Here is an 11,820-nt window from a genome sequence, read left to right as displayed (position 1 = left end):
GTTCTGCCGTTTGACAACATGAGCGCTGATCCGGATCAGGTTTATTTCAGCGATGGCATTACCGAAGACGTCATCACGGAACTTTCAAGATTCAGAGAGCTCACGGTGATTGCCCGCAATTCCTCATTCGCCTTTCGCGGACAGAGCATGGACCTGCGTAAAATCGGACGCACGCTCGGAGCGGAGTATGTCTTGGAAGGGAGCGTTCGTCGGTTAGGTGATCGGGTGCGCGTCACGGCGCAGCTCATCGAGTCAACGAGCGGGACACATCTGTGGGCCGAGCGTTACGACCGAGCGATGGAGGACGTATTCGCCATTCAGGAGGAGATCTCGCAGAACATCGTTGCGACGGTGGCCCAGCGTGTCAGGGACGATAGAGAGGTTTTGGCGCGGCGACGCCAGCCTGAGGACATGCGCGCATATGACCTCTTCCTCCAGGCTAACCGCCTCTCCGACGACTTTACGCCGGGAAGCCAGGATCGAGTTCTTTCCCTGTTCGAGCGTGCGGTCAAAATCGACCCGACTTTTGCGCGGGCTTACACAGGCCTCGCATATGCTTATCTTAATCGCGCGATCGATATTGGCATCGGTGCGCCGCGGGAAAAGGACGAGAACAGGATAAAGGCACTTCGTTTTGCCGAGCAAGCGCTCGTGCTCGATCCCAATGATCCGAAGGTGCATTGCACACTTGGATTCATGTGTCTGACCTGGCGGGATTTTGATCGAGCCGAACGTCACCTGGATTTAGCTCGATCCATGAACCCGAACGATCCGATAATCCAGATCATCTGGGCATGGATGCAGGGGGCCTTGGGAAGACCGGAACTTGGGTTGCCTGCCGCGCAAATTGCCTTGAGGATCAATCCGCGTCACCCAAGTTGGTATAATTATTATCTCTCGCACATCCTGTTCCAACTCGGGCGGTACAGGGAGGCCTCTGTGCTTCTCGAGCAGAGAACCTTCGATTCCCCGATAAGGCATCCGCGAGACATGGCTTGGCGGGCGGCGGCCTATGGTCATCTAGGCAGGATCGAAGAGGCGAAGGAATGTGGGGACCTATTCGTTCAGGCAGTCCGCACTCTGTGGATCGGTGATTCCGTCGCAGGGCCAGCAGAATACGTCGACTGGCTTGTCGATGTGTCATATCTGCGCGAGCCGAAAGATGTGGAGCGCCTACGCGCTGGTCTACGTCTTGCCGGCTTGCCGGCCTGAAGCGGCGGGGGGCCTGCGGACATTCACCCTTCTGCCAAAGTAGCGGAGCTCAATTCTAGCCCGCCTTAGCTGCTGATCGGCATATCCATGAAGACGATGTAGGGCATGAGGTCGTCGGGATAATCGTTGTAGGCGGGACAGTCGCGGAAACCGACCGACCTATACAAAGCGATCGCCTCGGTGAGCAAGTTGGCTGTGTCGAGTCGCATGAGTGTATAGCCGTCGCTTCGCGCAGCATCGATCGATGCCAAGCAAAGGCGTCGCCCTGTGCCACGCCCCTGACCGCCCTTCCGAACGAAAAGCCGCTTCATCTCACAGACAGTGTCGGACAGCTCCCGGTAGGCGATACACCCAACCACCTCGTCTCCTGAGAGCGCGAGAAACGCTCGGCCGCTCGGCGGACCGTAGTAGGACGACAACTCTTGCAACTCCTGCTCAAGTGACTGATGGCTGAACGCGGCGTCAACGAACCAACTATCTGCGGCATACCGTTTGCGACACCACTCGACATACTCGCGTATCAGCGTTGCAAACTCGCGATAGTGCTGGCTCGTCGTGGCAGAGATGACTACGTCCCTCGACATTTGCATGCCTCCCCTTAAGCTCCGAACGTAGCTTACCAGAGACGCCCACGGCTGTCGTAGCGTCTCGTGAATGACCGCAATTCGCTCGTTCCGGACGTGACCGCTCGAATGGCAGACTGACTGCTTCCAGGAATCAAAGCGCGCGTGGTGTGGACGACCGGCATGAAGGCGCAAAGCCGCTCAATCGATTGCCTCTAGGACGTCCTACGAGCAAAAGGATACGGCCCCGCCCCGCGCAGGGCCGTGCTTTTTTAGATTTCAGTATGCTCTGCCAGTTCCAGCGCATCCTCTAAGCGCCGGACAGCAAAGGAGGAGACGATGAGCACGTGGATCGTCTCTTCAATGAGGCTGAGCAGGTTGCCGTTGAAGATGAGACTGACAACGACGGCGATCTCGTCGACCTGCCAGACACAGGCTTTGCGTCAACCGAGGAGCCGGAAGGCAGGAAGGGTGGCCGAAAACCCCTGCCGGAACACCTGCCTCGCGAGCGTGTCGAATATGACCTTGCCGACGACCAGAAGGCCTGTCCTTGTTGCCGTCATCAGATGCATCGCATGGGCGAAGCGGTCACCGAGCAGCTCCATGTTGAGGTGAAGGCCAAGGTCCAGCAGAATGTGCGGTTCAAGTATGCCTGCCGCCATTGCGACCGCACCGGCATCAACACGCCTGTCATTCTGGCGCCAATGCCCGCACAGCCCTTGCCGGGCAGCATCGCCACGGCTCGACGTTGGCATTTGCACTGGTCCATAAATACGTCGACGGCACGCCGCTCTTCGCCTGGCCCAGACTTTCGAGCGCGCCGGCGTACCCGTCAGCCGCGGTGCTCTGGGGAATTGGGTGTGATCCGATCGAGCGAGAGGCATCTATCCCGCATCTATGAAACCCTGAAGCTGCGGCTTCGATCACAGCCGCTCATCCATGGTGACGAGAAGACGGTCCAGGTCCTGCAGGAGAAGGACAGGGAGGCCACCAGTGCATCGTGTATGTGGGCGTATCGGAGCGGCGAGGAAAGCAATGAACCGATCGTGCTTCTCGATTATCAGCCCGGACGCGGCCAGATTTATCCGCAGGCCTTCCTCGGCGATTACCGCGGCATATTGATGAGCTTTGGCTACACCGCCTGGCGCACGCTGGAAGGAGCCACCCATCTGGGATGCATGACCCATTCCAGGCGTCGCTTCGTTGATGCGCTCAAGGCAAGGAAGAAAGGCGGCGGCCCGCCGGAGCAGGCGTTGAAGTTCTTCGAACAGCTCTACTGGATTGAAATCCAGGCGTGTAACGAAAAGCCGGACAAGGACGAAATGCGAGATCAATGCATTGGCCGTTTGCGCCAGCAACATAGCATCCCATCCTCAACGCTCTCAAGGCATGGCTCGACAACATAGCGCCGAAGGTCTTGCCCGATACCAAGCTTGCCTATGCCGTGTCCTACACCCTGAACCAGTGGAAGTATCTGACGCGCTACACCGAAGACGGCAGGATGCCGATCGACAACAATTTGCTTGAGCGTGATATCAGGATTTTTGCCACTGGCAGAAAGAGTTGGCTGTTCAGCGATACCGTGGACGGAGCCAGAGCCAGGTGCCGCATGTCGCCACCACTGAAGGGATCAAAAGCGAAGACGTTCAGGACCTTGTCATCACCGCCGTCGGGAACCGCTTCGGTCGCATCAACACAATTCCCAAAGCCGATTGAATGGCTGACCGACAACGGCTCGTGCTTCATTGCAACGGAAACGAAATCGCTGCTGATGGACATCGGAATGGAGCCTTTGCACAACGCCGGTTCGCAGCCCTCAGTCCAACGGAATGGCCGAAGCCTTCGTCAAAACATTCAAGCGCGACCACGTCTCGGTCAATCCCATTCCCGACGCAGAAACCGTCATCGCCCAACTGCCGTTGTGGTTCGAACACTACAACACGCTTCACCCGCACAAGGCTTTGGGATATCGATCCCCGCGTGAATTCTTAAATCGTCAAACAGAAATCTGATTTTGTCCGGTTTTTATGGGGCAACTCCAGCGTTCATGAAACGTGCCGGCCGGCGCGGCACGGGTGCCGATCCACTGCAAAAGGACAAATTTATGATGAAAGAAATTTTGGCTGCCAGCCATGGTGTCAAGCAGGTGATATGCATCAGTTGGGGCGCAAAATATGGCGCGCTGTTCATCAACCGGCTGTATGCCATGGTCACACGGAACATCACTCCACCATTTACATTCACTTGCTTCACCGACAACCGCGAGGGATTGCATCCTTCCATCCTGTGCCAGGATCTGCCGGAACTAGATGTTGTCAAAATGCCGGTGAACAGCTTGGGAATCTGGTCAAAAGCCCGGTTGTGGGGGCCGAAACTCGGAAATCTCCAAGGGCCTGTACTGTTTCTGGATCTAGATCTCGTCATCGTTTCCTCGCTCGATCATTTCTTCGAGTGCGGTGGTGCGAATGACGTTGTGATGGCAAGGAACCAGACCACGCCGTTCCGGCGTCTTGGTCAGACGTCGCTTTTCCGTTTCAAGGTAGGGAGCCTTGTTTCCCTGCAGGAGACATTCCGGGCCGACCCGCAAGGGGTTGCAGACAAATACCGTTTTGAGCAGCGTTTCGTCACTTTGAACGCCCCGAGTGGGGTCAAATTTTTTCCGCGACAATGGGTGCTGCATTTCAGGCAGGATTGCCGCTGGCCCTTCCCCCTCAACTATTTCCTTGCACCGCGTATGCCGCATGGCGCGAGGGTCGTCATTTTTCCCCGCGGTCTTTTACCGCAAGACGCGATCGAAGGCCGCTTCAGCGCCAATTCGCGCAACTCTAGCCCGCTCAATCATATTATCGGCATATTTGACAAGGCACGGCGCGGCAAAAAAACCCCCTTCAAATATCTTCGCCACTATATCCGCCCCACGTCGTGGGTGGCGGAACATTGGCGGGAGTGACACCTCATGGATGCTGTCTTGTCGATGACCGCGAGGCACTACGGACCGTAAAACGCATACACCCCCGGTAGTGATGTAAATTGAAGGCAAAATTTCACTTCACATTCGCCCGTTTGTGCTACGCTTCCCAGGCCAGGAAGTGAGTGCGAGATCGATCAGCCGCTTCAGCCGCATTGCATATAGATGTCGCGCGTCTGCACAGCAGGCTTGGAATGATCCCTTGGATCCGGTCTTTGTCCGTGCTTAATCTGGTCGCCACGACCATGGGGCAGCGGGATCATGCTGCCAACATATGACGAAATTTGCTTCAAACCTCTACCGCCTTAAGATGCGCAGTTCACTCGGAAAAACGCCCAGGTTGAGGCTTGCAAAGAATTCGTGGCTCGTCGTCCCAAAGTGGGTTCGTTTATTTCATAAGGTAATAAATTAGTAATTTAAATATACCAATTTTAGCCTCGTTCACGGCATTGCCGTCAAATGGGGTTACAGATGTCCATTAAGCTTAAGCTCATTTCAAATGTAGCGCTGCTGGCGATTTTGTTGCTAATAACGAGCGTCACCGCATTTCTTGCGATCCGCTCCATCTCGGAGCGGACCCGTACGATTGTGATCGATCGGGTCGAGCCCATGGCCCATCTGAAAATCGTTGCCGACATGTATGCGGTCAATATCGTCGATACGGCCCACAAGATCAGAAGCGGCGCCGTCGACTGGGCGAACGGTGAAAAGGCTCTGCGCGGCGCGCTGAGTTCGATCGATCGTGCCTGGTCGGCGTATGCGGCATCGGCCATGACGGATGAGGAGCAGAAACTCGCAGACGGTTTCAAGCTTCTGCGCACCAACTCTCAAGCTGCAGTTAACACATTGGTTGATATCGTGTCGCGCAAGGATCAGACGTCGCTTGACGCTTTCGTCAAGGATCAGCTCTATCCGACCATCGATCCTCTCGCCATGCCCATCAGCGATCTGGTCTCCCTTCAACTTCGAGTGGCACAGCAAGAATTCGAGGCCGCCAACCGTTTAAAATCCGACATCGTTTTTTGGATGAGCACCATCGCGGCGGTCTCGCTCGTTGTCGTCGGGTTTTCCATCTGGCTGGTGGTCGGCGGTGTGACGACACCGCTCAAACGCATGCAGCAGGCGATGGGCCACCTTGCGGCTGGCGACACAGCCACTACAGTCCCTTATGCCGGACGAAATGACGAGATCGGCAATATGGCCGGTGCAGTCGAAGTGTTCAGGCAGGCGGCAATTTCCAACAAGCACCTCGAAACCGAAGCTGTTGCGCAGCGCGAGCGGACGGAGGCCGGTCGCTTGCGTGTCGTGCAAGAGGCTGAAGACGCTGCTCAGGCACGCCTGAGGCGGGCGACATCAGGCCTTGCGAACGGGCTGCAGCGTCTGGCTGCGGGAGACCTTTCGTTCCTGCTGACAGAAGCCTTCTCACCCGACTTTGAAGCGCTTCGTCATGATTTGAACGCGGCGATCAAACAGCTTGGTGAAACCCTTTCTGCCGTCGACCAATCGTCTGGCATGATTAATGACGGCAGCCGAGAAATAAGCGCCGGCGCCGACGATCTGTCCCGTCGCACTGAAACGCAGGCTGCGTCGCTTGAGCAGACAGCCGCCGCGCTTGACCAGATCACAGTCAACGTTTCGAATTCGTCAAAGCGCGCCGACGAAGCGCGGACCGTGGCAATGCAGGCTAACGCGAGCGCCGCAGAGTCTGGCGCCGTGGTGGCGAACGCCGTCGATGCCATGGGCCGCATCGAAGAATCCGCCAGCCAGATTTCCAATATCATTGGTGTGATCGATGAAATCGCTTTCCAGACCAATCTCCTGGCGCTAAACGCCGGCGTCGAAGCTGCACGTGCCGGGGAAGCTGGAAAGGGTTTCGCCGTGGTCGCGCAGGAAGTGCGCGAACTGGCGCAGCGTTCTGCCAAAGCTGCCAAGGAAATCAAGGAACTGATCCGCAATTCCAGTGTCGAAGTCGCGGGCGGGGTCAGGCTCGTGCGCGAAACCGGCGAGGCCTTAAAGACCATTGAGACCTACATTGTGACAATCAACAATCATATGGATTCGATTGCCACGTCGGCCCGCGAACAGTCTCTTGGTCTTGCCGAGGTTAATACGGCGGTCAACCAGATGGATCAAGTGACCCAACAGAATGCGGCGATGGTGGAAGAAACCAGCGCGGCGAGTGCCACGCTTGCCAATGAAGCAAGCCGCCTTCGTCAGCTGATATCGCAGTTTGTGCTTGCACCTGGCAATGGCTCGGAAAATGGTGCATTGCAGGGCTCCCGCCGCGCGGCTTGAACCAGCGGCAGCCGGGGGCCGTGTTGTCGTCGGGCCGGAAGAGCAGCATGCGCGTTGCCCACGCCCGAAAGAAACCGTGGCTGAAGTTGAACCAACCAGGCTGCCCCAGCATTGTCGGATGCAGCGATCAGCCCTTCAAAACCCACGGAATCGCCGTAGAACCAACGTTTGAAATCGTGCGCCCCAAGGCGTGCAGCGACCGCACCGATTAAAGAATCGGTGAGTTTTACATCCATCATATGTTTATCCTCAAGGGTTTTTTTGCTTGAAACCATCATGCGCGTCGCTGATCGCCCGTTCGATGAGCCGACGCATTGCCGCCTTTGCTGCAACGGGGTCTCGGCGCTCGAACTCAACGAAGACCGCTTCGTGCAAAGCTTGGCTTTCTTCCATCCCGATCATTTGGGTGGTGTATCCCCGCGCGCTCGCATGTCCAGGAGGCGGCCGAGCGCTGCCTCGATAACTTCGAAGACCTGCGACAGAAGGTCAGACTCGACAGATGCCAGAAAGGCCCGGTGAAACTCAAGGTCAGCTACGAAGCATTGGCTATCCCGAAGAATCCAACATAATCAGGTTTACGCTAGGGTCGAATGTGAAGCACAGCCCCATCCATCGCTTTTATCAATATTTTGAAAGCGTTTGCGGTCTTCGAAGGAATTTCGCCTCTCAATGTCTCTATCATACCTGACACGTTGACCACCATCTCGACGGTCAAATCCTCGATGTGGTGGTTCAACAACGCAACGACGGTCGAGCCGTCGCTCAGCTTATGTTCTGTTGCTGCAACTTTGGGCTCCTGTATGGTCACCAGACGCTGATGTACGGCGTGCTCCGCGAGCATTTTATAAATTTGCCAGATAGGGTTACTTTCAAGTTCGGCATATCCTCGCGGGCTCTGCACCATCTCGGCCTCTAACGGAACACAAAGTACGTATATTTTACCCTTGCCATAGCCGTTTCTCCAAAATACCGGCTGGCTGGTATCGCTCCGCGAGCCCAGTAACTCGGCAGTCGTCAGATCAATCTCGAAATCGTCACCTCCGCTAAGCGCAATTGGAGGGGTGGCACCGGAAGTCCAATGCATCGCGTATCCCCGGCCGCTGTTTCTCGCCCGAGACTTGAGCTCTACCCCGGAAACCGCATTGAAGCCCCCTAGAATCCCAGTGCCAAGAGAGACGATGGCGTCTGAATCGCAGGTTGCGGCCCATTTTTTAGGACGTACCTCTTTACGCTCAGAATTCAGACCAGTCTTGCGTCAATGCCGCATTGCCCTGGGTTGCGTTGGTTGGAGCAAACCTCTTCGCTGTAGGTTGTAAGCAGGGTTATAGAAAGCGCGACCAAGTTCTGTGAGCGCAAACTCGTTGACCAGAAGCGCGGCCAAGAACCATTTTTGGTAGTATGCACGTCCCTCGATCGCCCATTAGCGCATGTTATTGTTGCATTCGGCTGCAGAACGAAGCAAGGGGGCTGCTGACTGGACATCGGCGCACAGCCTTCACGAGGTCGATGCGACCGTACCTAACAACCCAGACGCGCCTCAGCCAAACGTCTCCTCCACGTGCATAAGGTTGGTATATTCCCTCACACTCGCGATCTTTCCGTCGCGGATCTTGAACAGGATAAAATATTCGTTCTCGTAGACCTTGCCGGAATTTTGCCCGGCGTCAGCGCGTCCCAGGGTGCTGCGCCGCCTTGGTAGCAAACAGGGCGCCAGGCAGTTCCTCAGGAACGTCGACGCCGTCCCGGTCGGCAATGTTGAAGCGCAGCTCGACCGGCATGCCGACCTTGAGGCCCATGGCTTTGAGCCGTACCGAACCAAGGATTAGGTGATGGCCCTTCGAGGACGGGATGAACGCGCCGGAAAACGGATAATCGTTGATTTCACTTCGACGCGCAGCCGCGGATGAACAGCGAGCGGCAGCTGGGCGGCGATCTCGGCCGGCAGGTAGATCACGGAATAAAGATACTTCTCATGGTCGAGAAGTATCGACCACCCCCTGGAACCCAAATGAATAAAAACTCATCGCCTGTCCCGTTGCTCAACTAGCCTGTTGCGTTGACTTGCCAATGAGATATGCGCGCACAGCCCCATCCTCCGTCAAAGCGATGGCCCGCCTGAAAGCCGTTGCAGTGGCTTGTTGGTCGGCGCCCAGCTGCTGCAGCAATTGCGCCTTGAGTGCCCAGAACGGTTGGTAGTCCCCCGTCATCGCTTCGGGCAGCTGAGCCAGTTCATGAAGACCCGCTTCAGCGCCATGCATCTCGGCAGTGGCTGCCGCCAGCCCCACCAGATTGCCGATCGTGGGTGCCTTCTGCGCCAATAGCCCATGCAGCGTCCACGCCGGCAGGCGCAAATCCGCGCCCATCAGGCGCGATTGCACCAACACCGACTGGATCGCCGCCTCCAGCTGGAAACGTCCTGGCTGCTTGAGCCCTCCGGCAGTTCGCAATTTTTCCTCAGCCTCGCGCGCCATCGGCAGATTCCAGAGCGCCGTATCCTGCTCGGCCAGCGGCACATAGCGCCCCTCCACCCGCCGCGCGGCGCTGCGGCTTTCGCAAAACAGCATCAGCGCCAGAAGGCCCCGCGCCTCGGCGTCTTCTGGCCGCAGTTCCGCCAGCACCCGCGCCAGCCAGATCGCTTCTTCGGTCAGCCCCTTGCGCGTCTGATCGTCGCTACCCGTGCTGTCCCAGCCCTGCCCATAAGCGGCGTAGATCGCCTCGAGCACATCGCCCATGCGCTCACCCAGTTCGTCTTCCTCTGGCATTTCAAAGGCAATCCCCGTGTACTTGATGCGCGCCTTGGCCCGGCTTAGCCGCCGCCCCATCGTATCGGGCGAAACCAGGAACGAAGATGCAATACGCTCCGCCGTCAACCCGAGCACTGTTTGCAGCATCAGCGGCGTGCGCGCGGCAGCATCGATTGCCGGGTGGCCGCACACAAACATCAGCTCCAGCCGCTTGTCGGCAATCCTAGGCATTTCCTCGGTTTCTGTAGGTGCCAGCACCAGGAGGCTGATGGCCATTTGTTCGCGTGTTTTCCGCGCCCGCGCGCCATCGCGCAGCCGGTTTCGCGCTGCTACCATCAGCCAGGCATCGGGGTTGGCCGGCACGCCTTGTGTAGGCCAGATGTCGAGCGCCCGGGCAAACGCCTCGGCCAGGGCGTCTTCGGCTGCGGCCACGTCCCGCCATTTCCGCGCAAGATACGCGAGAAGGCGCCCATAAGACGTGCGGGCGGCGTTCTCCGCCGCCCGCCGCCCGTGTTCGTGAAGGCTGCCGTCCACCGCTTAGCCTTGGTTGGGCGGAGGCAGCACGGGGCGCACTTCGGTAGCCCCGTTGGAAGCCGCAGGGCTGCGCGCCGCCCAGGACAGCGCCGCATCGAGGTCCGGTACCTCGATCACGACGTAACCGGCCAGCTGTTCCTTAGTAGCGGCCACCGGCCCGTCCTGCACCAGGCGTTTACCGGCTTGAAGGCGCACCGTGGTAGCCGTGGAGGGCGGCCTCAGCGCATCGCCCTTGATCACCACACCCGATTCGTACAGCGCACCGATATAGGCGTTCCAGGCCCCCCAATAGGGTCCGGCTTGTTCGGGGTTGTCGATCTTGGCGAACTCGGCCTCGTTCTCATAAAATATCAGCATGTATTGCATTTTGGGTCCCTGTCCTTGGTTGCTGAGGCGGATCATCCGGCTCTACAACACTGACGCGGGTAGAGCTGCCATTCGGACAGAGCCTAAAACTTTTTCGGCCAACAGAACAGCCACCGGCGAACCCAGCGCTTATGACGACAGGCGGCCGCTTGGCGGCGATCAGGGGCATTTCCTCGATTTCTGTCGGTGCCAGCACCAGGAGGCTGCTGGTCGTTTGTTCGCGTGTTTTCCGCGCCTGCGCGCCATCGCGCAGCCAGTTTTGCGCCGCCACTATCAGCCAGGCATCGGGGCTGGCCGGCACGCCTTTCGTGGGCCAGATGTCGAGCGCTTGGGCAAAGACCTCCGCGAGTGCATCTTCAGCCGCCGCCACGTCGCGCCATGCTCGCGCGAGATAGGCGAGGAGGCGCCCATAGGAGGTGCGGGCAGCGTTCTCCGCCGCCCGCCGCCCGTGTTCTTGAAGGCTGCCGTCCACCGCTCAGCGTTGGGTGGGCAGATGCTGCACGGGGCGCACTTCGGTAGCCCCGTGGGAAGCCGAAGGGCTGAGCGCCGCCCAGGACAGCGCCGCATCGAGGTCCGGTACCTCGATCACGACATAACCGCCCAGCTGTTCCTTGGTAGCCGCCACTGGTCCGTCCTGCACCAGGCGGTTGCCGCCTTCAAGCCGTACCGTGGTTGCCGCCGCAGGGGGCATGAGCGGGTCGCCCTTGAGGACGACGCCTGACTTGTACAGCGCATTGACATAGGCGTTCCAGGCATCCCAATAGGGTCCGGCACGTTCGGCCTGGTCGCGCTGGGCGGCGATCTCGGCCTCGTTCTCATAAAACATCTGCATGTATTGCATTTTGGGTCCCTGTCCTTGGTTGCTGAGGCGGACTATCCGGCTCTGCACTGACGCGGCCAGAGCCGCCATTCGGACAGGGGCCAAAAACATTTTCGGTCAACAGAAAAGCCACCGGCGAACCAAGCGCCTATGACGACAGGCGCGCTTGTCCAGAATCATGTGCGCTTTGCCGGTTCGCCCGCTACTGATAGCCTCAACCGCAACCCAGGAGAGAACCATGGAAGGGAGGGTAACGCTTAACGGGTCACCTTTTCGATCCCCATCGTGTCGATGACGACGTTACGCGTAATGTTATCG

At 58.2% G+C, this 11,820-nt stretch carries 12 protein-coding genes and 2 pseudogenes; 5 read left to right on the top strand and 9 right to left on the bottom strand.

Annotated features, from left to right (window positions below):
- The coding region (locus ACP7E0_RS30225; protein ID WP_426130485.1) for a tetratricopeptide repeat protein at positions 1-1,212 on the top strand (1,212 nt) is incomplete at its 5' end.
- Positions 1,213-1,277: 65 nt separating this feature from the next.
- On the opposite strand, the gene ACP7E0_RS30220 is transcribed toward ACP7E0_RS30225, so the two are convergent.
- Positions 1,278-1,796, bottom strand: a complete 519-nt coding sequence (locus ACP7E0_RS30220) for a GNAT family N-acetyltransferase (RefSeq protein WP_426130483.1) — start codon at positions 1,794-1,796, stop codon at positions 1,278-1,280.
- A gap of 317 nt (positions 1,797-2,113) precedes the next feature.
- Between ACP7E0_RS30220 and tnpC the strand changes: the two are divergent.
- From tnpC to ACP7E0_RS30200, 4 genes and pseudogenes are all read left to right on the top strand, one after another.
- Positions 2,114-3,375 (top strand): annotated as a pseudogene (gene tnpC, locus ACP7E0_RS30215) (IS66 family transposase); the annotation flags it as partial.
- A 2-nt stretch (positions 3,376-3,377) separates the two neighbouring features.
- A pseudogene (locus tag ACP7E0_RS30210) lies at positions 3,378-3,787 on the top strand (integrase core domain-containing protein); the annotation flags it as partial.
- Between the two features lie 92 nt (positions 3,788-3,879).
- Positions 3,880-4,725 carry a glycosyl transferase gene (locus ACP7E0_RS30205; RefSeq protein ID WP_426130492.1) on the top strand — a complete coding sequence of 282 codons (846 nt, stop codon included), beginning with the start codon at positions 3,880-3,882 and terminating at the stop codon, positions 4,723-4,725.
- Positions 4,726-5,214: 489 nt separating this feature from the next.
- Positions 5,215-7,038 (top strand): methyl-accepting chemotaxis protein, encoded by a 1,824-nt coding sequence (locus ACP7E0_RS30200; RefSeq protein ID WP_426130482.1) that lies wholly within the window; start codon positions 5,215-5,217, stop codon positions 7,036-7,038.
- Positions 7,039-7,287: 249 nt separating this feature from the next.
- Here the strand turns inward: ACP7E0_RS30200 and ACP7E0_RS30195 are convergent, their stop codons facing one another.
- The 8 genes from ACP7E0_RS30195 to ACP7E0_RS30160 all read right to left on the bottom strand — a co-directional run bounded on the left by ACP7E0_RS30195 (position 7,288) and on the right by ACP7E0_RS30160 (position 11,523).
- Positions 7,288-7,440, bottom strand: coding sequence for a hypothetical protein (locus tag ACP7E0_RS30195; protein ID WP_426130480.1), 153 nt, complete (start codon positions 7,438-7,440; stop codon positions 7,288-7,290).
- A 178-nt stretch (positions 7,441-7,618) separates the two neighbouring features.
- Positions 7,619-8,122: a hypothetical protein gene (locus ACP7E0_RS30190; RefSeq protein ID WP_426130478.1), complete on the bottom strand. Its 504-nt coding sequence runs from the start codon at positions 8,120-8,122 to the stop codon at positions 7,619-7,621.
- Positions 8,123-8,702: 580 nt separating this feature from the next.
- Complete coding sequence (locus ACP7E0_RS30185) at positions 8,703-8,834, bottom strand: hypothetical protein (RefSeq protein ID WP_426130477.1); 132 nt, start codon at positions 8,832-8,834, stop codon at positions 8,703-8,705.
- 26 nt (positions 8,835-8,860) lie between these two features.
- A complete protein-coding gene (locus tag ACP7E0_RS30180; protein WP_426130475.1) occupies positions 8,861-8,992 on the bottom strand; it encodes a hypothetical protein in 132 nt (43 codons plus the stop codon).
- Positions 8,993-9,077: 85 nt separating this feature from the next.
- Positions 9,078-10,316, bottom strand: a complete 1,239-nt coding sequence (locus ACP7E0_RS30175; protein WP_426130474.1) for an RNA polymerase sigma factor — start codon at positions 10,314-10,316, stop codon at positions 9,078-9,080.
- 3 nt (positions 10,317-10,319) lie between these two features.
- Positions 10,320-10,682 (bottom strand): YciI family protein, encoded by a 363-nt coding sequence (locus ACP7E0_RS30170; protein ID WP_426130472.1) that lies wholly within the window; start codon positions 10,680-10,682, stop codon positions 10,320-10,322.
- Positions 10,657-11,052, bottom strand: a complete 396-nt coding sequence (locus ACP7E0_RS30165; RefSeq protein ID WP_426130471.1) for a hypothetical protein — start codon at positions 11,050-11,052, stop codon at positions 10,657-10,659. The genes ACP7E0_RS30170 and ACP7E0_RS30165 overlap by 26 nt, the downstream gene beginning before the upstream one ends.
- 105 nt (positions 11,053-11,157) lie before the next feature.
- Positions 11,158-11,523, bottom strand: coding sequence for a YciI family protein (locus ACP7E0_RS30160; RefSeq protein WP_426130469.1), 366 nt, complete (start codon positions 11,521-11,523; stop codon positions 11,158-11,160).
- Between the last annotated feature and the right edge of the window lie 297 nt (positions 11,524-11,820).

The sequence above is a fragment of the Pararhizobium sp. PWRC1-1 genome (assembly GCF_049897905.1).
In the GTDB taxonomy this organism is placed as follows: Bacteria; Pseudomonadota; Alphaproteobacteria; order Rhizobiales; family Rhizobiaceae; genus Pararhizobium.
The sequence above is the reverse complement of the archived record's forward strand: the minus strand, read 5'-3'. Positions and strand labels throughout refer to the sequence as shown.